Source organism: Agrobacterium sp. SORGH_AS_0440 (assembly GCF_031453135.1).
Classification (GTDB): Bacteria; Pseudomonadota; Alphaproteobacteria; order Rhizobiales; family Rhizobiaceae; genus Agrobacterium; species Agrobacterium pusense.
The window spans coordinates 2,345,206-2,367,359 of sequence record NZ_JAVIYR010000002.1 but is presented as its reverse complement, the minus strand read 5'-3'; the positions used below and the strand labels follow the sequence as shown (position 1 = coordinate 2,367,359).

The following is a 22,154-nucleotide window of genomic DNA, read 5'->3' as shown; positions in this document are numbered from 1 at the left end:
TTGAAGGAGATACCAATGAACATGCCCACAAGAATAGTCGTTTCACTCGTCGTCGCGCTCGTGGCGGGCGCCGGATATATGGCGGTGGACAAGATGCGCGGTGCCGAATGGGTCGTTTCGCCGCAGCAGATTGCCGAGGCTAAGGCAAAGGGCCAGATGGGTTATGAATCGCAGCCGGGAACCGTAACCGTGCTGCCGATCCGCAGCGAGACGGCGGACGTGCTGCCGATGAAATGGGCCATGATCGGGCTGGTGGCCGGGCTTCTCACCTTCCGTGCGACCGGCAGGAAAAAAGCGGCAAAGGCCTGAAGGCCCGCCGCTTTCTGTCTCCGGCGCTTTGCGCCGGGGATGAAACTTTATTTTTGCCTCACGCGCCCCAGGTCTTTTCCAGCACCCGAATCCAGTTGCCGTGGCAGATTTTGGCAAGCGCCACGTCGTCATAACCGCTCTTGCGCATCGCTTCGACCGGCAATTGCAGATCGGCCGCATCCTTCATGGCGGCGGGTATGGTGGTGCCGTCGAAATCCGAACCGAGCGCCACGTGATCGATGCCGATGCGGTTGACGATGTAGTCCACATGGCGAACGAGTTCGTTGAGATCGGTATCCGGGTTCTTCACGCCGTCCTGACGCAGGAACAAGACACCAAAGTTGATGCCAGCGAGGCCACCCGTATCGCGGATGGCATCCAGCTGACGATCCGTCAGGTTGCGGCTGTGGTTGCAGATTGCGTAAGCGTTGGAGTGTGATGCCACCAGCGGTGCATCCGATATCCTGGCGATGTCCCAGAAACCCTGTTCGTTCATATGCGACAGGTCGACCAAGATCTTCAGTTCGTTGCAGGTCTTTATCAGCCGCTTGCCGGCATCCGTCAGGCCCGGGCCGATATCCGGTGTTGAGGGGAAACGGAAGGGAACGCCGTAGGCGAAGATGTTCGGGCGGCTCCAGACCGGTCCGAGTGTGCGCAGGCCCGCCTCGTGAAGAACGTGGAGGGCATCGAGATCAGCACCGATCGCTTCTGCGCCTTCGATATGGAAGACGGAGGCGAAGGTGCCCTCGGCCATGGCCTTGCGGATATCGGCGGCCGTGCGGCAGACCTTCAGCGCGCCCTTTGACTGCTTCTCGGCCCGGAACAAAAGGCCCGCCATGGCAAGCGTCGCCTTCAGCGCATCCGCCTCGGTGGGCGTCGGGTAGTCGCCGTTGGCGTCCTTATCCATGCTGGGCGAAGGTACATAGACGGCGCAGAGGCCACCGGCGAGGCCGCCTTTTTTTGCACGAGGCAGATCGATATGGCCGACGGTATCGCCTTCGATCAGAAGTGTTTCGGGAGAAGCGTTGCCCGATCGCCATAACCGCAAAAGCACATCATTGTGGCCGTCGAAGACGGGTACGGTTTTTTGATCAGTCATGGTCTCACCTTCGGAAATGGGATTGCGCGGACGCGCCTGCGGACAAGTTTTCGGAATTGGTAGAGGAAAGGTCAAGGCGGGAGCAAATGCAATCCGTGCATAGGCTCTGCCAAATTTGGAATTGGTCGGGCCTCGTTTGCTCGTGGTAATCGCGGGAAAACATAAAAAAAACGACTGGATTGGGGCAAACCCACCATTTTCCGAAAAATAAGGTCCGAAAGGGGATTTTCGATGATTTCAAGACGCAACCTGTTGATTGCCGGCGCCGCCGTTCCGTTCCTGTCCTATGCGCGCATCCCGGCCTTCGCCGCCACGCCGAAGGATATTCTGGTCGTTGCGCAGCAGCTGGACAACATGACGAGCCTTGACCCACATGAAGGTTTCGAGGCTGTCGGCGGTGAAATCATCTCCAACATGTATCAGAAGCTGGTGCGCGCCAACCGCGAGGATTCCACCAAGGTCGATCCCGTCATCGCCAAGTCGTGGGAAGCCGATGCGGACAGCAAGGTCTTCACCTTCACCATCGGCGACGACGCGACCTTCTCGAGCGGCGCCAAGGTCACGGCGGAAGACGTTGCCTTCTCGCTGCAGCGCGCCATCAAGATGAACAAGAGCCCGGCCTTCATCATCAGCCAGTTCGGCTTTGCGCCTGACAATGTCGAGACGACCATTGTTGCCGCCGACGAGAAGACGGTGAAGCTGACGACGGCGAGGCCGACCGCCATCTCCTTCCTGCTTTATTGCCTCTCGGCCAATATTGGCGCGATCGTCGAAAAGAAGGTGGTTCTTGCCAATGCTTCTGGTGAAGACCTCGGCAATGGCTGGCTGCAGAAGAACAGCGCCGGTTCCGGCGATTTCGTGCTGCAGGCCTGGAAACCCAGCGAAAGCGTCGCGCTCAACGTCAACCCGAACGGTCCCTACAAGGGCAACATCAAGCGTATCATCCTGCGCCACGTTACCGATCCGTCTTCCCAGCTGCTGATGCTGCAGAAGGGCGATATCGACATTGCCCGTGACCTGACCTCGGAGCAGCTGCGTACCGTCAAGGACGACGCCAACATCGAGCTGGAGCGCAAGTCCATCGCTTCGCTGGTGCTGATCTCGCTCAACCAGGGCAATGAGAACCTTGCGAAGCCGCAGGTCTGGCAGGCGATCAAGTGGGCGCTGGACTACAAGGGCATGCAGGAAAACATCGTGCCGCTGACGCACGAAATCCACCAGAGCTTCGAGCCGAAGGGCTTCCCCGGCGCCGTCAACGACATTCCGTTCCAGCGCGATGTCGAAAAGGCCAAGGCACTGATGGCCGAAGCCGGCCTTGCCGATGGTTTCGAAATCAGCATGGACCATTATTCCGCCCAGCCTTATCCGGATCTGGCGCAGGCCATCCAGGCAAACCTTGCCGATATCGGCATCAAGGTGCGCCTGCAATCGGCCGAGAACCGCCAGGTTCTGACCAAGATGCGCGCCCGCGAACACCAGATGGCGCTGTCGGCCTGGGGCACGGATTATTTCGATCCGCATTCCAACGCCGATGTCTTCAACATCAACAAGGACAATGGCGACGACGCCAAGTCGAAGCCCTTCCTGTGGCGTTCGCGCTTCAAGAACGACGACTTTGCCGCCAAGGCGGAAGCCGCGCGTGACGAGAAGGATCCTGCAAAGCGCGTGGAGCTTTATGAAGCCCTGCAGCGCGAGCACATGGAAAACAGCCCCTTCGTGTTCATGTTCCAGACCACCAAGACGGCAGCCTTCCGCAAGGGCGTTTCCGGCTTCGAGCTCGGCGTTCTCTCCGAGGGCAATTCCTACCACGATGCGAAGAAAGCGTGACATTGAACAAGCGCGTTAAAAGCATATCGTCGATACTGAGCAGCGTCCTCCTGACGCTGTTCGGTTTGATGATCATCACCTTCATGATAGGGCGCGTCATGCCCGTCGATCCCGTCATCGCGGCGGTCGGCGACAATGCGCCCGAAGACGTCATCGTGCGGGTCCGGGCCGAAATGGGTCTCGACCAGCCGCTGGTCGTGCAGTTTTTCCATTATGTCACGCAGGTTCTGCATGGCGATTTCGGCAATTCGATCCTGACCCGCAATCCGGTCTGGATCGATATCAAGCGCGTTTTCCCCGCCACCTTCGAACTTGCCACCGCAGCGCTCATTCTTGCCGCGCTGATCGGCATTCCGCTTGGTGTCTGGGCCGCCGTCAAGCAGGGCAAGCTGACGGATCAGGTCATCCGCGTCGTCTGCCTTGCCGGCCACTCGGTGCCGGTCTTCATGCTGGCGCTGATTTCGCTGCTCGTCTTTTACGCCACGCTTGGCGTCGCACCGGGACCGGGCCGACAGGACATCATCTATGACGGCATGATCACGCAGGTTACCGGCCTGATGACCGTCGACACGCTGCTTGCGGGCGACTGGGACGCCTTTTACGACGCCATCGCCCATATGGTGCAGCCCGTCTGCATTCTCGCCTATTTCAGCATGGCCTATATCACCCGCATGACGCGCGCCTTCATGATCGACGCGCTGAAGGGCGAATATGTCATCACCGCCCGCGCCAAGGGGCTTTCTGCCATGACCGTGATCTGGGGACACGCCTTCCCGACGGTCGCCGTGCAGCTCGTCACGGTTCTCGCGCTCACCTATGCCGGCCTTCTCGAAGGCGCCGTGGTGACGGAAACCGTCTTCAGCTGGCCGGGCCTTGGTCAATACCTCACCGTCTCGCTCATGAACGCGGACATGAACCCGGTCGTCGGAGCCACCCTGTTGATCGGCTTCATCTATGTCGCCCTCAACCTGCTCGCAGACGTGCTTTACAGAGTTATGGATCCTCGCGTTCGATGATGTTAGCTAATTTCAGAAACTGGGCGCTGGATGAGACGCCGCATTCGCGAACACAGGCTGCCTGGGGCAACCGGTATCGCATCTGGCTCAACCTCAAGTCCAATCCGCTGGCGGTGGTCGGTCTAACGATCATCGTCCTCTTCATCGCGCTGTCGCTGCTGGCGCCGCTGCTCGCTCCCTACGATCCGGCGACGCAAAACCTCGGCAACCGTCTGGCGTTCCCGAGCGCCGAACACTGGTTCGGCACGGATGAGCTTGGTCGCGACATTCTCTCGCGTATTCTCTACGGTGGTCGCGTCACGCTTGGTATGGTCATTGCCGTCGTCGTTCTCGTGGCACCCATCGGTCTCGCCATCGGCTGCATCGCCGGTTATTTCGGCGGCATCGTCGATACGGTGCTGATGCGCGTGACGGACGTGTTTCTAGCGTTTCCGCGGCTCATCCTTGCGCTGGCCTTTGTCGCGGCGCTGAAACCGGGCGTCGAAAGCGCCATTCTCGCCATCGCGCTCACCGCCTGGCCGCCTTATGCGCGTCTGGCGCGCGCTGAAACCATGACGGTGCGCGGCAGCGATTTCGTCGCGGCCTATCGCCTGACCGGTGCTTCCGCCTGGCGCATCATCGCCCGGCATATCGCACCGCTCTGCGTGCCGAGCCTTATCGTGCGCATCACGCTCGACATGAGCTCCATCATCATCACCGCCGCCAGCCTCGGCTTCCTCGGCATGGGCGCGCAGCCGCCTTCGCCGGAATGGGGCGCGATGATTGCGACAGCCAAGCGCTTCATCTTCGAACAATGGTGGGTCGCCACCATTCCCGGTATCGCCATCTTCCTCGTTTCGCTCGCCTTCAACTTCCTCGGCGATGGCCTGCGCGACGTTCTCGACCCGAAGGGACATTGAGCCATGCTGGTCGAAATCGAAAATCTGAAGATCGCCTTCCAGACCCGCACCAGCCGCTTCGAGGCGGTGCGTGGTGTCTCCATGAAACTCGGAACCGAAAAACTCGGCATCGTCGGCGAATCCGGTTCCGGCAAGAGCCTGACGGCCCGTGCGCTGATGAAGCTCCTGCCCTCCAATGCGGATATCCGTGCCGACAAGCTCGCTTTTGACGGCATCGACGTGCTGTCCGCCAGCGAAAGGCAGATGCGCCAGATCCGCGGCAAGCGGGCCGGCTTCATCCTGCAGGACCCGAAATATTCGCTGAACCCGGTGAAGACTATTGGTGCGCAGGTGGCCGAAGCATGGCGCACCCATAAGGGCGGCAGCAAGCGAGCCGCCATGGAAGCGGCAATCGCGCTGCTCGATCAGGTGAAAATCCGCAATCCGCGTCAGGTTGCTTCGTCCTATGCGCATGAGGTTTCAGGCGGTATGGGCCAGCGCGTGATGATCGCCATGATGCTCGCCCCCGATCCGGAGCTGCTGATTGCCGACGAACCGACCAGCGCGCTCGACGCCACGGTGCAGGCGGAAATCCTGCGGCTGATTGAGGAGCTGGTGTCGGAGCGGGGCATGGGTCTTATCCTCATCAGCCATGACCTGCCGCTCGTTTCGCATTTCTGCGATCGTGTTGCGGTGATGTATTCCGGCCGGGTGATGGAGGAGCTGAAGGCTTCCGAGCTTCTGAAAGCCCAGCATCCTTATACGCAGGGACTTTTGAACTGCATTCCCTCGCTGACGCATCCGCGCGAGCGTCTTCCCGTTCTCAACCGTGATGCAGCGTGGTCCAGCCAATGATCGACGTCGAAAACCTCCGTATCAAGTTCGGCGACCGCGAAGTGGTGAAGGGCGTCTCCTTTTCGGTGGAAAAGGGCGGCAGCTTCGGCATCGTCGGTGAAAGCGGCTCGGGCAAGTCCACCATCCTGCGCGCCATGGCCGGCCTCAATGAAAGCTGGGAAGGGCGTATCGCCTTTGCCGGCAAGGATGCCCCCCTGCGTCGCACACCGGAATTCTTCCGGCAGGTGCAGATGGTGTTTCAGGACCCCTACGGGTCGCTGCATCCGCGCCAGACCATCGACCGTATCCTCAGCGAACTGCCGCTGGTGCACGGCATGGACAATATCGAAAAGCGCATCCAGCAGGCTTTGTCGGACGTCGCCCTGCCGCAGGCGGTGCGTTTCCGGTTCCCGCACCAGCTTTCCGGCGGCCAGCGCCAGCGCGTGGCGATTGCCCGCGCCTTGATCGCCGATCCGCAGGTGCTGCTGCTTGATGAGCCTACTTCGGCGCTCGATGTGTCGGTGCAGGCGGAAATCCTCAACCTGTTGCAGGACCTGCGCGCGGCGCGCAACCTCACCTATATTCTCGTCAGCCACAATCTGGCTGTCATTGCGCATCTTTGCCCGCAGGTGGGCGTGATGTTGAATGGGGAGATGGTGGAGCAGCTGAGCGCGGGTGATCTGCGCGAGGGACGAACGAAACATCCGCATACGGAAGAGCTGCGTAGCCTGAGCATCCGGCTGGAAGAGCCGGCCTGAGTCCATGCGACCATGGATCGAGCGGGTGCCGCTCGCTTCTTCTCCCCGCCGGGGAGAAGTCCGCGGCAGCGGGATGAGGGGGCCAGCTCTCCGCATATCGCTGGCGTCGCCCCCTCATCCAGCCCTTCGGGCCACCTTCTCCCCGGCGGGGAGAAGAAACAAGCGGCGGTGCCGAGGCTTTTCTGTAAAGACGACGAGATAAGAGACCGAACCATGCCACAGCAACTCGACTGGAACGCCGCGTCAGCCCTTTCAGAGACCTTCGTCTCGCAGTGGACAGGCAACGAGCCGGGCGGGGCGGTCATCGGTTTTGATCTCGATGGTATCCGTTTTACCCATGCCGGCGGTGTCGAGAGCCTCTCGACCTTTGCGCCCTTCACGCCGCAGAGCGTGGTGCGGTATGCCTCCGTCACGAAACACGTTTTCTGCGCCATGGTGCTGGCCAATGCAGATCTGATCGGGCTCGACGATCCGCTCGGCAAACATCTGCCGGAGCTGCAATCGCCGCTGCGCGATGTCACGGTCGGGCAGGCGCTGGACATGAGCGGCGGCCTGCCGGATACGCGCGAGTGTCTCTCCTTGCTTGGGCTTTCCGTCTATACCGAAACGAAGGCCGGACCGCTTCTCGAATACCTGTCCCGGCTGACCCGGCTGAATTTCGATGCCGGCAGTGAAGTTTCCTATTCCAATACCGGTTACCGTCTGGTGGAAGCGGCGCTGGAGCGCAATGGTTTCCGTTTTGACGATTTCGTGCAGCAGCATATTGCCGCGCCGTTCGACGTGTTTCTGAAAGCGCCTGACGTCTGGAACGATCCGGTCAACGGCCTGGTGCCGGGTTACTGGAAGTCTGAAGAGAACTGGCAGCTTTCTGCTGCCGGACTGCATATCTCCGCGTCCGGCAGCCTTGCAGGCAGTGCCGACGCGCTGGCTCGCTGGCTGCAGGGGCTGATGCGGGGCGAGGGCAGCTTTGCGGGTGTTCTCGACAGGCTTTCGGCTGAGCGGCCGCTCGCCGACGGGCGGATGAGCGAATATGGCCTCGGTCTGCGCTGGTCGCATTTGGGCGGCCGCCGGTTTGTCGGCCACGGCGGTTCTCATCCCGGCTACAAAACTTACTTCCTGCTCGATCCCGAAAACGGCACGGGATTCGTCGTGGTGTCCAATCGCGAAGATACCAACGGTTTCAAGATCGCGCTTGAAAGCATGGCGGCTTTGACCGGCCTGCCTTTGCCCAAGCCGGCCGCCAACCTGCCGGAAGGCCTCTATGTCACCGAAAGCGGTCCGTGGTGGCTGGAGATCAAGGGCAGCACATCCACCTTCATCGATGGCGATGACACGCTCTATGAAGATGTCGATGGCTGGGTTTCTTCCCGCTCCGCATCGTCGCCCATGCGTCTCAGGTTAGATGGCGATGCCATCGTCGGCGAGGCCGGTCATGCCCCGCGCCGTTTCCTGCCTGTCGGAGAGCATACGGTGCCGAATGATCTTTCGGGAACGTGGCGTTCGGATGAGGGGGCGGAATTTTCGATCGGCGGTTCGTCGCTGACGATGGGCGTCGGCCCGACCCGCCGCAGCATGCCGCTCAAGGCGCTGGGTAACGGGCGTTTTCTCTTTACGCTCACCGATGGGCCCTGGACGAAGCGGGTCTGCCTCAACCGGCTCAGCAACGACCGGATCGAACTCGTCTCCAGCCGGGCGCGGATGATCGAATATTCACGGACCCGCTAACGACCGAGGCCAACTCCGCCGCGCGCCACATGCTCGGACCTGTCCAGAGGATGTGCAAGCCGAGGGATGACGAGAATGGGGCTCGGGCTATTTCCTCAACAGCCTGAAACCTTCTAACGGGTTTCAATCAGCTCCTATTCCTCCTAATAAAGAGCCGTGTTCCCGGCAGGCCGGGATGGCATCTTCGTGGGAGAACAGACCCTTGGAAGTCAAATGGCTCGAGGATTTCCTGGCATTGGCCGGAACGCTGAATTTTTCGAAGGCGGCGGATGAGCGGCATGTGACGCAATCGGCTTTCAGCCGGCGCATCAAGCAGCTGGAAGCCTGGGTGGGCGCGACGCTGGTCGACCGGGCGTCCTATCCTTCCCGGCTGACAGAGGCGGGGGCGAAATTCGTGCCTGTCGCCCAGGAAACGCTGAAACAGCTTTACCACGCACGGCGCACGCTTCTTCAGGAGGAGGGGGCGGATGCCAGGACGGTGCGGCTGACGGCGCTGCATACTTTATCCTTCACCTTCTTTCCCGACTGGTTGAAACGGGTGAACGAAAAGGCGGGCCCGCTGTTTTCCGTGCTGCGGCCCGATTCCGGCAGCATGGAGGAAAACCTTAACTCGCTGGTGGACGGGCAAAGCGATTTCCTTCTGACCTATGCCCATCCCGAAGTGCCGATGTTGCTCGATGCGCAGCTTTTCGAATTCCGCGTGCTGGGCGCCGAGAACATCATCCCGGTATCCGCGCCTGCGAATGATGGCTCGCCGCTGCATGCGCTGGTTGAAAATGCGCGAAAACCCTTTGCTTATCTGGATTATGAAAAGGCCTCTTTCTTCGGGCCTTTGCTGCGCGATCTTCTGAGCGCGCGGCTGCCGCAATTCGAGCGGGTGCATGAGGGCAGCATGTCGGTGGGGCTGAAGGCCATGGCGATGGCCGGCTGGGGTGTGGCCTGGGTACCGGAAAGCCTGATGCGGCACGAGCTTGATAGCGGCGCTCTGGTGCGGGCCGCAGACCCGACCTACGATATCGCGGTCGATATCAGGCTCTATCGCTCCAAGGAGAACCGCCGGCCCGTTGTCGAGCGCATCTGGGCGGTTCTCGAAGACTAGAGCATTTCCGGCCGCGGTTCTCCGACCGGAATGCGATAAACAACACGCGTTCGATCAGATCAACAACACGCGTTCGATCAGATCGCCGTGCGGCGTGCGTTTTCGAGGTAGAGCGCGCGCAGGCGGCTTACCATCGGTCCGGGTTTTCCGTTGCCTACCGGCTTGCCGTCGATCTTCGTGACCGAAACCACGAAGTTGGAGGCGCTGGTCAGGCAGGCTTCATCGGCATTCAGCGCCTCTTCCAGCGTGAAGGGGCGTTCCTCCAGCGTGAAGCCTGCTTCCTTTGCCAGTTGCAGGGCGGCGAGGCGGGTGCAGCCGGGCAGGGTCTTATTGCTGTTGCCGCGGGTGATGATCTTCTTATCGGCGGTGACGATATAGGCGGTGGAGGACGCGCCTTCAGTGACGAAACCGTTCTCGATCATCCACGCCTCGTCACAGCCTTCGGCCTTCGCGATGCGCTTTGCCATGACCTGCGGAAGCAGGCAGACGGTCTTGATGTCGCGACGTTCCCAGCGCTGGTCGGGAACCGACTTGACGGCGATCCCGACCTCTTCGACCGGAGTGCCGATCAGCTTCTTCGCCTGGGTGAACATGACCAGCGTCGGCTTCAGATCGGCAGAGAACAGGAAGTTGCGATCTTCCGCACCACGCGTCAGCTGCAGATAGATCATGCCTTCGACGAGATTGTTGTCGGCGATCAGGCGGCGTTCGGCCTCGACGATCTCCGCGGTCGTGACCGGCAGGGCCACGTCGATTTCGCGGGCGCTGCGCTCCAGCCGGGCCATATGCAGGTCGCTGTCGATCAGTTTGCCTTCCAGAACGGAGGTGACCTCGTAGATGCCGTCGCCAAACAGGAATCCTCGGTCGAAGATGGAAAGGCGGGCGTCCGCTTCGGGCAGGAACTCGCCGTTGACGTAAACGATGCGACCGGATGGGCTAGTCATGAAAACTCCGTCTGGAAAAGTCAGGCTGAAAGAAGGGTTTTGAGGGTGTCGATGGAAATGGCTTCGACCGTGGAGGCCTTGCCGGTGCCGGCATTGAAGCCGGTTGTCGTTTCTGCTGCGCAGAGCGAATTGAGGATCGCTTCCTCCGTCGCCTCTATCGTGGCTTCGAAGAGCGGCGAGATCGCGTCGTTGGAAAGCTCGGGGTAGTCCGTAACGGCCTTGCGGCGCGCAGGCGTGCGGCGCAGGCGCTGATCGGTGGAAAATGCCAGCGCATAATCACCGGAACCATTGCTGAGTGCCGCACCCGTGCGGGCAAGTCCGCCGAAGCTTCTGGCCGCCAAGCGCTTCAGATTGCGGGAAGAGAGCGGCGCGTCGGTGGCGACAATGATGACGATGGAGCCATCCTTGTCCTGGTGATCAGGGCTGACATAGGGTTTGCCGCAGACCAGCAGATGGCCGCCATAGTTGGATTGTACGAGAACGCCGATGGTGTAAGCATCACCGGCAATGGTGACGATGCGGGAGGCGGTGCCGATGCCGCCCTTCATGCCGAAGGCGACCGTGCCGGTTCCTGCGCCCACCCCGCCCTCTGCGATGGGGCCGGTGGTCGCATTTTTCAGCGCGGCCGAGATTTCCTCGATCGTCGGGCGGCCGGCGCGGATGTCGTTCAGGCGGGAATCGTTGGTCTCGCCGACGACGGCATTCATCGAGACGACTTTTTCATTCCCCGGCTGCGCCAACGTATGTCGGTTGATCGCCTCGATGGCCCGGCCTGTCGCCAGCGTATTGGTGAGGATAACTGGCGTTTCGAGTTCGCCCAATTCCTCAATCTGGGTTGAGCCTGCAAATTTGCCAAAGCCGTTATAAACGGCGAAGGCGGCGGGCACCTTGTCCTGAAACAGGTTGCCGCCATGCGGCAGGATCGCGGTTGCGCCGGTGCGGATCGTGTCGCCTTCGATGACGGTCGAATGGCCGATGGTCACGCCTTCGACATCGGTGATGGCGTTGAGCGGGCCGGTCTCGAAATGGCCGGGCCGGAAACCGATATCGCGCAGTCTCGGGCGGGTCGTCTGATGCATCGGGCGATCACTTTTGCGGAATGCGGGCTGAAATTGGGACGAGTGGGGGCTTGTGAAAAGCTTTGCTTGTCCGAACGTTAGCCTAGTTCGCGGCGAAACGGCATCGCAAAAATGGAATAGTTTTATGCGGGCAATGGATGCCCTCAGGAGGCGCGCAGCGCGGGTTCGCCATCACGCTCCTGCCATTGCCGTATCGCGTCTTCCGTCTCTTCGCGCGTCGGTGCACCGGCCCGGCCGCCGAAGACTGTGCATTTGAGCGCGGCAGCAACGGAGGAGAGGCGGATGGCGGCGCGGCTTTCCATGCGCTCAGCCATCGCAAGTGCAAACGTACCGTGGAAAATATCCCCCGCCGCCAGCGTGTCCACTGCTTCGACCTGCATCGTTGACTGGAAATGCACCGTGGGATTACCGGCTTCCGTCCACCAGCAGCCTAGTGGACCGGCGGTGACGGCAATGAAGGTCTCAGGATATCGCGCATGCAGCACCGGCAGCATGTCTTTCACCGTTTCAAGCCCCGTCAGCCGGGCAGCGGCGGGTTCGGAAAAAACGATATGGCTAGCGGCTGGCGCAAGCTTCTCAAGGATTTCGACGGGTGCAACGTCTCCATCTAGAATGGCGGGTTTGCCGAGTGCGCGCGCCATTGTGAGCACATCAAGCGCCAGTTCCGGCCAGCGCACATCCACCAGAACGGCGTCGAAAAGCGCAATGTCTTGCGGCGTGCAGGACCGCTTCTTATCGTGCAGCCGGTGATCGTAGAAAGGTACGATCAGCCGTTCTCCCCTGTTATCGATGATGATCGTCGACAGGGCCGAGCGTGCGCCGGTCGCGACCGTCATGCCGCTCGTGTTGATGCCGCTTTCGCTGAGATCGCGAAGGATACGGCTTCCGGTCTCGTCGTCGCCCACCGCTCCCCAAAGGCTGGCGCGGCCGCCCATGCGATGCACGGCATAGGCAGCACTGGACGCCATGCCTTCGGCGATCTGCAGCATTTCATAGGGCAGGACCTTGCCTTCACCCTTTGGCATGTCGTGAACGCGAAACAGGGTGTCGAGCACGGCTGCCCCCACGCAGAGCACATGCTTGCCGCCCTGATTGTCTGCCATGCTGCTCACTCCTGCCGTGTTCAAAGACGCTTGCCGCTGTCCTTGTCGAACAGATGCACCGTTGCCGGATCGATGGCAATGTGGATCGTATCGCCGAAGCGGACATTGAGGCGCTCGCGGAACAGGCAGGCGATGTCGTCGCCCTTGCAATCGAGTTTGGCATAGATTTCCGAGCCGGTGCCTTCGACCAGTTCGACGCGGCCTTCGATGCCGGTCTCGGCGGCGCGGATATGTTCGGGCCGCACGCCGTAGACGAGGTCGCGGCCGCCGAGCTTGCCGATATCGGCATGGGAGGGCAACGGCAGACTAAGGCCCTTGGCAGTGCGGAAGACGCCTTCTTCGACCCGGCCGCGAATGAAGTTCATGGCGGGTGAGCCGATGAAGCCGGCAACGAAGAGGTTGGCGGGATTGTCGTAAAGTTCGAGCGGCGCGCCAATCTGTTCGATCACGCCGTCATGCAGCACCACGATCTTGTCGGCCATGGTCATGGCTTCCACCTGGTCGTGTGTGACGTAGATGGTCGTCGTGCCGATGCGCTGGTGCATGGCCTTGATCTCGCCGCGCATCTGCACGCGCAGCTTGGCGTCGAGGTTGGAAAGCGGTTCATCGAACAGGAAGACCTGCGGGTCTCGCACCAGCGCGCGGCCCATGGCGACACGCTGGCGCTGGCCGCCGGAGAGCTGGCGCGGATAACGGTCGAGCAGTTTTTCCAGTCCCAGAATGGCGGCGGCCCGGTCCACCTTGGCCTTGGTTTCCTCGGCGCTCACCTTCTTCAGTTTCAGCGCAAAGCCCATATTGTCCTTGACCGTCATATGTGGATAAAGCGCGTAGTTCTGGAAAACCATGGCGATATCGCGGTCGCGGGCGGGCAGGTGGCTGACCTCGCGCGGGCCGATATGGATTTCGCCATCGCTCAGCTCTTCCAGCCCTGCAATCATGCGCAGCAGGGTGGATTTGCCGCAGCCGGAAGGACCGACGAGGACGACGAATTCGCCATCCTTGATGTCGATATCGATGCCGTGGATGACGTTGACGGAGCCGAAGCGCTTCTGGACGTTTTGGATATTGACCGGTGCCATGTGCAGGTTCCCGTATTTATTTGTTTGATGGTTCAGCCGCCCTTGACGGCGCCGGCGGTCAGGCCCGCCACGATCTGTTTCTGCGCGAACATGGTGAGCAGCAGCACTGGCAGCGTCACAATCAACGCGGCTGCAGCCAGCGGACCCCAGCTCACCTGTTCGAAGGACAGCATGTTGTAGACCGCGACCGGCAGGGTGCGGGTTTCACGGCTGGCCAGCACGATGCCGAAGACGAAGTTGTTCCACGAGAAGATGACCGCCAGAATGAAAGAGACGACGATTCCGGGCTTGGCGATCGGTAGCGCCACGAGGCGAAACACCTGCCAGGAGGATGCGCCATCAATGCTTGCGGCCTCTTCCAGCTCCTTCGGTGTCGTCTCGAAATAACCGATCATGATCCAGACGACGATCGGCACCGTCACGACAAGATGGATGATGATCTGCGGCCAGAGCGTGCCGAGCAGGTTCAGCCATTGGAACAGCAGGAACAGCGGAATGAGGAAAGAAAGGCCGGGTGTCATGCGGGCGATCATGATGACGACCGCCGACTTTTCCGCCTTCAGCCGCGCGATGCCGTAACCGGCGGGTACGCCGATAACGAGCGCCAGAATGGTGGCGGCACCGGTGACGAGAACCGAATTCCAGAAATAGAGGAAGAAATTGTTCTCTTCGAACACTTTCACATAGTTCGACCAGGCGAAACGTTCGGGGATGAGGATCGGCGGGTAGGCGCCGTTGTCGATTTCATATTTCAGCGACAGCGAGATCATCCAGATGAAGAACAGGATAACAGGCGAAATCATCACCAACGCCACGAAGAACAGGCCGAGCCGGTCGAGATTTCTGCGTTTCAGGATTTTTGCGGACATCAGTGTTCCTCCATCTCGTTCCATTGCGAGCGCTGGCGCACCATCAGAAGCACGAAGGAAAGCGCCACGATGATGATGAAGAAGACGACGGCCATGGCCGAGCCGTAACCGATGTCGTAATAAGCAAACGCCGTATTGTAGAGATAGATGTTGATGGTTTCGGAGGCCGTGCCCGGCCCGCCCTGGGTCATCGCATAGATGATGTCGAAGCTCTTGACGGCATCGATGGAGCGGATGATGACGGCGATCATCAGGAACGGCGCGATCATCGGCATGGTGAGATAACGGAACTTCTGCCAGGCATTGGCGCCGTCGATTTCCGCACTTTCATAGGGTTCGCGCGGAACAGCCGCCAACCCACCGAGCACGATCAGCATGACGAGCGGCGTCCATTGCCAGGTTTCTACCAGCACCAGCGACGGAATGACGGTCGACTGATTGTAGATCCATTCCAGCGGGCCGATGTGTATGAAGGACAGGAGATAGTTCAGGACGCCGAGCTGCGGGTGGAACATCATGGTCCAGACCAGCGCGATGGCGACCGGGGTCGCCATCATCGGCATCACGAAAACGCCGCGCAGAAAACCGCGCAGCGGAAACTGCGCATCGAAAACCAGCGCCGCCAATGTTCCGAGGAAGAGCGGAGCGACAACCGACAGCACGGTATAAACGAGCGTATGCCAAAGCGATTCCCAGAACCTGGCGTCGCTTGCGAGCCTTACGTAGTTCTCGAAACCGATAAAGCTCTGCTCCTGTCCGAGCGTCCAGCGATGCGCGCTCATCCAGAGGGTGAAGACCCATGGAAAAACGATGACAGCCGAAATGACGACAAGTGCCGGTATGACGAAAGGCCAGTAGTTGGGAGCAAGCCTTGCCGGCCTGCTCCCTTCTTTGCGACTGGCGCCTGTCTTGGTGTTTTCGATGCTCACGGAGGCCATTATCCCTCGCTACGCGCCAGAACGGGTGTGAACTGTTCCGTTGCCTTCTTGAGTTCCGCCGCCGGGTCGGCGCCGCCGATCATGTTGGTGAGGCCGACGCCGTAGATGTCGCGGAACTCCGTCACCGGAATGATAACGGGAAGGGCAAGCTGCGAGACCTTGCCGGAACCGACAACGGCATCCAGCCATGCGGCCGGCATCTTGACGCCCTCGCGGACCTTCTGGTCTTCGAGGATGGACTGGCGGAACGGGACACCTGCACCTGCCTGCAAAAGGCGAGCGCCCATTTCATGCGAAATCGCCCACTGGCAGAAGAGGTAAGCGGCTTCCTTCTTGCTGCTGGCTTCGACGACACCGAGGCCATCACCGAATGTGCCAGCGGCCTGCGCTGCCGGGCCCTTCGGCATGACGCCATAACCAACCTTGCCGACGACACGGGATTTTTCCGGGTTCTCGATCGGCGGGGCAAAACCGACGCCATCGAACCACATGCCGATCTTGCCCTGCAGGAAGGCCGACTGCGCTTCCGCCCAGTTGAAGCCGGAGACGCCTGGAGGCGCGGCTTTGGTCATCAGGCGCTGATAGAGCTTGGCCGCTTCAACCGCCTCCTTGGACTCGGTGTTGACCTTGCCGTCGACGATCGGCTTTGCGCCGTAGCCGAGCATCAGCGAGGTCCAGACCGGTGTATTGGCGTTCTTGAGGCCACGCGCCACGAAACCATAGGTGTTGGTTGCGGGATCGGTGATCTTTTCCGCGGCCGTTACAAGCTCCTCGAAAGTTTCAGGGTATTTCAGGCCCTTGGCTTCGAAGAGCTCCTTGTTCCAGTAGACGATCCAGTAATCCACCGAGAAGGGCAGCGAGCGCAGCACGCCGTCGCTATCCTTGGCAAACAGCATGCCGGCCTCGGCAAAGTCCTTTTCGGTAAGCGACGGATCGGTGAGTGACGGGTCTTTCAGGAAGCCGCTGATATCAGCCAGCCACTTGCCCTTTTCGAACTGGCGCTTCTGCACATGGTAGCTCAGATGCACCACGTCGAAGCTCGGCTTGCCGGAGGAGAGTTCGATAACCACCTTCTGGCGCTGCTGCTGTTCCGGTGTCGCTTCGGCATTGACCTTGATGCCGGTCAGCTCTTCGAACTCGCCGAGATATTTGATCAGCGTTTCGCTGCGCGGGCTTTTGACGAGATTGACTTCAAGGGTAGTGCCCGCGTGTTTCTTCCAGTTCACCGCCGCCGATGCCGGGCGAATGCCGAGCACCGCGCTGCCGCCAAGCGCCGCCGTGCCTGCCAGAAAGGCGCGGCGCGTGGGGTTGAGCAATGAATGCGTCATGTCTGTTCTCCTCCAGTTAGCCGGAAATTCTCCTCACCCCGGCTTGTTGCTTATTCCCTGCAAGGCCGGCGCAGACCCTCTTTGTCCCGCCGGATTTGCCTTAAACCGCCAGCGCCCTGTCCCTTGCGTTGCGGATGTGGGCGGTCAGCCGTTCCACGGCGTCTTCCACGGATCGCCTCTCGATGGCTTCGAGAATGGCGAGATGTTCCTTCATGACCGACTTCACATGGCCGGCGATGCGAAAGCGCTCCTGATTGATGAGGCGCATCTTGATGGAATTGACCCGGTAGGCATTCGAGATGATCGAATTGCCGAGCGCATCGATGAAGGCATCGTGCATGCCCCAGTCCACCTGCTGCGCGTGCTGCTCCAGTTCCGGCGATTCCCCCCCATTTTCGGCCGCTTCGGCGATATCGCGATGCTGTTTCAACAGTTTCGCAATAGCTGCGTCTGAGGCAGAACGGGTAAACAGCGCCACGGCCTCCTTTTCGAGGAAGATACGGAACTGGAATGCTTCGCGGATGAGATTGATGTCGATATGGGCGACCTGTAATCCCCGCTGCGGCACGGTCTTGATCAGCCCTTCCGCCTCCAGCCGCGGAATTGCCTCCCGGATCGCGCCGAGCGGCAGACCTGTCAGTTCCACAAGGCGGCGCTGCGAGATGAATTGCCCCGGGCGAACATCACGCGAGAGAAGGTGATGCGTAAAGCTCTCATACGCCCGTTCCCGCAATGTCTGTTCGCCGGTATCGTCCATGCTCAACCTTTCAGCTCCGTTCAGGCGGCCTGTTTGCGAAACAGCGCGTCGAAAGCGCCTTCGATCTGCCGCCGATCCTCAGGTGAAATCGCCACCAGCGGTGCACGCACATCCGACCAGATATTTTCCCCTGTCGTGTGTGATACCAGCACCTTGACGGCTGGTGTAACCGGGAATTTCAGAAGTTCCACAACAAGATCAACGATGCGTGGATCGTCCTGGCCATCAACGGCCATGGCGCGCACTTCCTGCGTCAGGAAATTGGCAACGCCGGATATCGCGCCCTGACCGCCGAGGCGAACACCCTTGGCCAAGTCGCGCTCATCGCCGATCAGGATTGCGAGATCGCCGTGCTCTTTCAGCAGGCGCTCGGTGTGGCTCCAGTTGCCGGAGGAATCCTTCACGCCCGTGACGACGCCGGGAAATGCCTTTTTCAACCTTCCGACCAGTTCCACGGACAAGGTGACCATGGTTACGGAAGGAATATTGTAGACGAGAATGTCGCGCGCATCCTTGCCGATTTTTTCGAACACCGCCGAGAACCAGGCAAACAGGCCGTCATCGCTGACATTCTTGAAATAGGAGGGTGGCGCGAGCAGAATATTGCGGGCACCGGCTTTCAGCGCTTCCGCCGACTGGTCGGCCGCGTCCTCAATGGAATCCACCAGAACGCCAGTGACCAGACGGGCAGGCGCAACACCCGCCTCGATGAAGCGGGAGAGAATGACCTGCCGCTCGCGGCTGCCGACCGAGCATCCTTCGCCTGTCGTACCGAAAAGCGTCACGCTGTCGCAACCATTGGACAGGCAGCGGCGGGCATGGGCGATCATGGCATCGATATCGACCGTTCCGTCCGTTTTGAAAGGGGTTGTCAGGGCTGCCGAAAGGCCGAATTTCTGGGTCAATTAAGATGCTCCTCCAAGGTGACTACGAATTGATGGCATACTGACATGTTAGTTGTAAAGAGCTAATTGCAATATGATTGTCCGGAAGTGCGGTTTGAGTTTCGCTTCGTTTCTGGCCGCGCCGTCAGGTGTTGAGGCGAAGGGTCAAGGAAGCTTAGAGTAGGCTGCCCTGCCAGGGAGATGGCGGCCCGATGCTCTTTCCAAGGCGTGTCGATAGTGCGAAAATAAATTTGACTGTTGGAGTAAAGATTTTTATCAGGCAGTCTGAATATAGGGATAAAGGGACCATCATCATGACCATCGCCGAGCCGGCAGGGCCTGTAGCAGAGATCGAGCAGAGCCGCGTCAAGCGCCTGAAAGCTGCAACGCGCGGTGCGCATGGCGATCTGGATGCCTTCATCATGGCGGCGAAGCCGTTCATGAGCCGGGAGAACTTCGGCAAATTCGTGGAAACGCAATATCTCTTCCATCGCGATCTCGATGCCTTTTTCTCCAATCACACGCTTGATGGTCTGCTCCCCGACCTCAAGGGCCGTCGTCGTCTTCCCATGATCGAGCAGGACCTTGCCGATCTCGGTCTTGCCATTCCGGAAACGTCCGAACCGCGCTTTACCGCCGAAACGGCCTTCGATCTGCCGGAGGCCATGGGCTGGCTTTACGTAGTCGAGGGCTCCAATCTTGGCGCTGCCTTCCTGCTGAAGGATGCAGCCAAGCTCGGTCTGGATGAAGAATTCGGCGCGCGCCATCTGGCCGGCGCACCGGAAGGGCGCGGCCTGCACTGGCGCACGTTTACTGCGGCCCTCGATGAAATTTTGCTGACGGTGGAAGAAGAAGAGCGTGTTGTTGTCGGCGCTGAAGAGGCGTTTCGGGCGGTCCATGCTTATGCGCAGCAGCGGATGGGCTGAGGGTTTCGCATAACTGCGCGGTTGTTGTCCTCATCGCGCAGAACGCCCCCTCGCGCGTGCGCATTTGATTGAGTCTTAACTCCCTACCGCCGTCACCCCGGACTTGATCCGGGGTCCGGTGCGATCAAGTCCTTGATCGCGAAAGATTCCATTCACGGCGCAGACGCGCCGTGTCTGGATGCCGGATCGGGTCCGGCATGACGGAGGAGAGCCTTCGGATTTCTTAAATCAGTCTGCGACTGTGGTAAGGGCCACTCGCCTTTGATGTGCCGCTCTCGATATTTGCTGAATAAACAGGCAAATATTTTTACCAAATGATAAAAAATTTGCCTTTCGGTCAAGGCTTAATCTGTCCCGAAATTTTATCCATTTGATAAAATTATTTTATTTGGTCTGGCACAGAACCTGCTACTCTTTTGGCAAGTCAGGAGACACCTGACGCAAAAAAGGGAACAGCAAAATGGAAATTGGTGTTTTTATCCCGATCGGGAACAATGGGTGGCTTCTTTCCGAAAACGCGCCGCAATACAAGCCGAGCTTCGACCTGAACAAGGCGATCACGCTGAAGGCGGAGCAATATGGTTTCGACTTTGCGCTGTCGATGATCAAGCTGCGCGGCTTTGGCGGCAAGACCGAATTCTGGGATTACAATCTGGAATCCTTCACGCTGATGGCGGGGCTGGCCGCCGTCACGTCAAAGATCAAGCTGTTCGGCACCGCCGCCACGCTGGTCATGCCGCCGGCGATCGTTGCGCGTATGGCGACGACGATCGATTCCATTTCCGGTGGCCGTTTCGGCATCAACCTCATTACCGGCTGGCAGCGGCCGGAATATAGCCAGATGGGTCTTTGGCCGGGCGATGATTATTTCGGAGACCGTTACGAATATCTCGGTGAATATACGACTGTGCTGAAAGAGCTGCTGACGGAAGGTCAGTCGGACTATAAGGGTAAATTCTTCCAGATGGATGATTGCCGCATGAAGCCGGTGCCGCAGGGTGATGTGAAGCTCATCTGCGCCGGTTCGTCCAATTCCGGCATGGCATTTTCGGCCAAGTTCGCCGATTACAGCTTCTGCTTTGGCGTTGGTGTCAACACACCCAAGGCCTTTGCGCCCACCAATGAGCGGCTTCTGGCGGCAACGGAAAAGAGCGGCCGCGAGGTTAAGTCCGTGGTGCTGACCATGGTGCTAGCCGAGGAAAAATCCGAGGATGCCTGGGCGAAGTGGGAGCATTACAAGGCTGGTGCGGATCAGGACGCGATCAAGTGGCTCGGCCTGCAGAGCGCCGTTGACACCAAATCCGGTTCCGACACCAATGTCCGGCATATGTCCAACCCCGTCTCTGCGGTCAATATCAACATGGGAACCCTGATCGGCTCCTATGAGGAAGTGGCGGCCATGCTGGATGAAATGAGCGAGGTGCCGGGAACGGGTGGCGTGATGCTGACCTTCGATGAGTTTCTCGAAGGGGTCGAAAAATTCGGCAAGTACGTGCAGCCGCTGATGAAGAGCCGCGCGCATGTTCAAGCGGCACTGGAGGCAGCGGAATGAGCGAAGCCGTGATTGCGGGCTACAAGGGCCCGGAAAACCGCTCGGAAAGTGTCACGCTTCCCGCAAGGCCGGAGCCGATTACCCTGAAACCCAGCGAGACCGCCGTTGTCGTGGTCGACATGCAGAACGCCTATTCGACCGAGGGCGGTTATGTCGATCTGGCCGGTTTCGACATCTCAGGCGCAAAGGGCACCATCGCCAACATCAAGAAGACGCTGGATGCGGCGCGGGCCGCCGGTGTCCAGGTCATCTATTTCCAGAATGGCTGGGACAAGGACTATGTCGAGGCGGGCGGGCCGGGTTCGCCCAACTGGCACAAGTCCAATGCGCTGAAGACCATGCGCAAAAGGCCGGAACTGCAGGGCCAGCTGCTGGCCAAGGGCACATGGGACTATGCCATTGTCGACGAGCTGCAACCGCAGCCCGGCGATATTCTGGTGCCGAAAACGCGTTACAGCGGTTTCTTCAACACCAATATGGATAGCGTGCTGCGCGCCCGCGGCATCCGCAATCTGGTCTTTGTCGGCATCGCCACCAATGTCTGCGTGGAAAGCTCGCTGCGCGATGCTTTCCACCTCGAATATTTCGGGGTGATGCTGGAGGATGCCACCCATCATCTGGGGCCGGACTTTATCCAGCAGGCGACGGTCTACAATGTCGAGAAGTTTTTCGGCTGGGTTGCCACCGTCAATGATTTCTGCGGCGTCATTTCGCAGGCAGCCCCCGTCACCGATTGATTGAGAAACGCAAAGAGGAGAACGAAATGCCGAAAAAGATCATCGTGCCCGTTGGCACAAGCAAACCCATCGCTCCCTTTTCGCCGGGAACCCTCGCCGATGGCGTGGTTTACGTGTCCGGCACGCTGCCCTTCGACAAGGACAACAATGTCGTGCATGTGGGTGATGCCAGTGCGCAGACCCGCCATGTTCTCGAAACCATCAAGTCGGTCATCGAGACCGCCGGCGGCACGATGGAAGACGTGACGATGAACCACATCTTCATCACCGACTGGGCGAATTATCAGGCCGTCAACACAGTCTATGCGGAATATTTCCCCGGCGACAAGCCGGCGCGTTATTGCATCCAGTGCGGCCTCGTCAAGCCCGATGCGCTGGTGGAAATCGCCACCGTCGCCCATATCGGCAAATAG

The 22,154-nt window shown here is 59.9% G+C and carries 22 protein-coding genes; 12 read left to right on the top strand and 10 right to left on the bottom strand.

The genetic code is table 11. The features are described from left to right. Nucleotides 1-15 precede the first annotated feature (15 nt). Entirely contained in the window at nt 16-309 is a 294-nt protein-coding gene (locus QE453_RS20905) for a hypothetical protein (protein WP_037091912.1), read from the top strand. 58 nt (nt 310-367) lie between these two features. Here the strand turns inward: QE453_RS20905 and QE453_RS20900 are convergent, their stop codons facing one another. Further along, nucleotides 368-1,408 carry a dipeptidase gene (locus tag QE453_RS20900; RefSeq protein WP_309777899.1) on the bottom strand — a complete coding sequence of 347 codons (1,041 nt, stop codon included), beginning with the start codon at nt 1,406-1,408 and terminating at the stop codon, nt 368-370. A 231-nt stretch (nt 1,409-1,639) separates the two neighbouring features. Between QE453_RS20900 and QE453_RS20895 the strand changes: the two genes are divergently transcribed. From QE453_RS20895 to QE453_RS20865, 7 genes are all read left to right on the top strand, one after another. Further along, nucleotides 1,640-3,235 (top strand): ABC transporter substrate-binding protein, encoded by a 1,596-nt coding sequence (locus QE453_RS20895; RefSeq protein WP_004443523.1) that lies wholly within the window; start codon nt 1,640-1,642, stop codon nt 3,233-3,235. 2 nt (nt 3,236-3,237) lie between these two features. Further along, complete coding sequence (locus QE453_RS20890) at nt 3,238-4,251, top strand: ABC transporter permease (protein WP_034498671.1); 1,014 nt, start codon at nt 3,238-3,240, stop codon at nt 4,249-4,251. After that, the gene (gene nikC / locus QE453_RS20885; RefSeq protein WP_004443520.1) at nt 4,248-5,150 is read left to right on the top strand and encodes a nickel transporter permease; all 903 of its coding nucleotides are present in this window, start codon (nt 4,248-4,250) and stop codon (nt 5,148-5,150) included. Before QE453_RS20890 ends, nikC begins: the two co-directional genes overlap by 4 nt. A gap of 3 nt (nt 5,151-5,153) precedes the next feature. Beyond that, a complete protein-coding gene (locus QE453_RS20880) occupies nt 5,154-5,984 on the top strand; it encodes an ABC transporter ATP-binding protein (RefSeq protein ID WP_004443518.1) in 831 nt (276 codons plus the stop codon). Then, complete coding sequence (locus QE453_RS20875; protein ID WP_022556864.1) at nt 5,981-6,721, top strand: ABC transporter ATP-binding protein; 741 nt, start codon at nt 5,981-5,983, stop codon at nt 6,719-6,721. The genes QE453_RS20880 and QE453_RS20875 overlap by 4 nt, the downstream gene beginning before the upstream one ends. 213 nt (nt 6,722-6,934) lie before the next feature. Beyond that, nucleotides 6,935-8,446 (top strand): serine hydrolase domain-containing protein, encoded by a 1,512-nt coding sequence (locus tag QE453_RS20870; protein WP_309777898.1) that lies wholly within the window; start codon nt 6,935-6,937, stop codon nt 8,444-8,446. Nucleotides 8,447-8,648: 202 nt separating this feature from the next. Then, nucleotides 8,649-9,545, top strand: a complete 897-nt coding sequence (locus tag QE453_RS20865) for a LysR substrate-binding domain-containing protein (protein WP_004443513.1) — start codon at nt 8,649-8,651, stop codon at nt 9,543-9,545. 77 nt (nt 9,546-9,622) lie between these two features. Here QE453_RS20865 and QE453_RS20860 read toward each other — a convergent pair whose 3' ends face one another. The 9 genes from QE453_RS20860 to QE453_RS20820 form a co-directional block, all read right to left on the bottom strand. Next, nucleotides 9,623-10,489, bottom strand: a complete 867-nt coding sequence (locus QE453_RS20860) for a D-amino-acid transaminase (protein WP_112765895.1) — start codon at nt 10,487-10,489, stop codon at nt 9,623-9,625. Between the two features lie 20 nt (nt 10,490-10,509). Further along, entirely contained in the window at nt 10,510-11,568 is a 1,059-nt protein-coding gene (locus tag QE453_RS20855) for a P1 family peptidase (protein WP_184287955.1), read from the bottom strand. A 143-nt stretch (nt 11,569-11,711) separates the two neighbouring features. Then, the gene (locus QE453_RS20850) at nt 11,712-12,671 is read right to left on the bottom strand and encodes a sugar kinase (RefSeq protein ID WP_045532251.1); all 960 of its coding nucleotides are present in this window, start codon (nt 12,669-12,671) and stop codon (nt 11,712-11,714) included. A 20-nt stretch (nt 12,672-12,691) separates the two neighbouring features. Then, the gene (locus QE453_RS20845) at nt 12,692-13,750 is read right to left on the bottom strand and encodes an ABC transporter ATP-binding protein (RefSeq protein WP_045532250.1); all 1,059 of its coding nucleotides are present in this window, start codon (nt 13,748-13,750) and stop codon (nt 12,692-12,694) included. Between the two features lie 32 nt (nt 13,751-13,782). Then, nucleotides 13,783-14,604: a carbohydrate ABC transporter permease gene (locus QE453_RS20840; protein ID WP_169538611.1), complete on the bottom strand. Its 822-nt coding sequence runs from the start codon at nt 14,602-14,604 to the stop codon at nt 13,783-13,785. 14 nt (nt 14,605-14,618) lie between these two features. Next, complete coding sequence (locus QE453_RS20835) at nt 14,619-15,557, bottom strand: carbohydrate ABC transporter permease (RefSeq protein ID WP_004443501.1); 939 nt, start codon at nt 15,555-15,557, stop codon at nt 14,619-14,621. Next, nucleotides 15,557-16,885: a sugar ABC transporter substrate-binding protein gene (locus tag QE453_RS20830; protein ID WP_004443500.1), complete on the bottom strand. Its 1,329-nt coding sequence runs from the start codon at nt 16,883-16,885 to the stop codon at nt 15,557-15,559. Before QE453_RS20830 ends, QE453_RS20835 begins: the two co-directional genes overlap by 1 nt. Nucleotides 16,886-16,985: 100 nt before the next feature. Continuing rightward, nucleotides 16,986-17,642, bottom strand: coding sequence for a GntR family transcriptional regulator (locus tag QE453_RS20825; RefSeq protein WP_004443498.1), 657 nt, complete (start codon nt 17,640-17,642; stop codon nt 16,986-16,988). A 20-nt stretch (nt 17,643-17,662) separates the two neighbouring features. Beyond that, a complete protein-coding gene (locus tag QE453_RS20820; RefSeq protein WP_309777894.1) occupies nt 17,663-18,547 on the bottom strand; it encodes a dihydrodipicolinate synthase family protein in 885 nt (294 codons plus the stop codon). Between the two features lie 293 nt (nt 18,548-18,840). On the opposite strand from QE453_RS20820, the gene QE453_RS20815 reads away from it, so the two are divergent. The 4 genes from QE453_RS20815 to rutC all read left to right on the top strand — a co-directional run bounded on the left by QE453_RS20815 (nt 18,841) and on the right by rutC (nt 22,154). After that, nucleotides 18,841-19,452 carry a biliverdin-producing heme oxygenase gene (locus tag QE453_RS20815; protein ID WP_309777892.1) on the top strand — a complete coding sequence of 204 codons (612 nt, stop codon included), beginning with the start codon at nt 18,841-18,843 and terminating at the stop codon, nt 19,450-19,452. A 460-nt stretch (nt 19,453-19,912) separates the two neighbouring features. After that, nucleotides 19,913-21,004: a pyrimidine utilization protein A gene (gene rutA / locus QE453_RS20810; protein ID WP_142185112.1), complete on the top strand. Its 1,092-nt coding sequence runs from the start codon at nt 19,913-19,915 to the stop codon at nt 21,002-21,004. Next, nucleotides 21,001-21,741 carry a pyrimidine utilization protein B gene (rutB, locus tag QE453_RS20805; protein WP_137068953.1) on the top strand — a complete coding sequence of 247 codons (741 nt, stop codon included), beginning with the start codon at nt 21,001-21,003 and terminating at the stop codon, nt 21,739-21,741. The genes rutA and rutB overlap by 4 nt, the downstream gene beginning before the upstream one ends. 26 nt (nt 21,742-21,767) lie before the next feature. Beyond that, nucleotides 21,768-22,154, top strand: a complete 387-nt coding sequence (gene rutC / locus QE453_RS20800) for a pyrimidine utilization protein C (protein WP_004443491.1) — start codon at nt 21,768-21,770, stop codon at nt 22,152-22,154.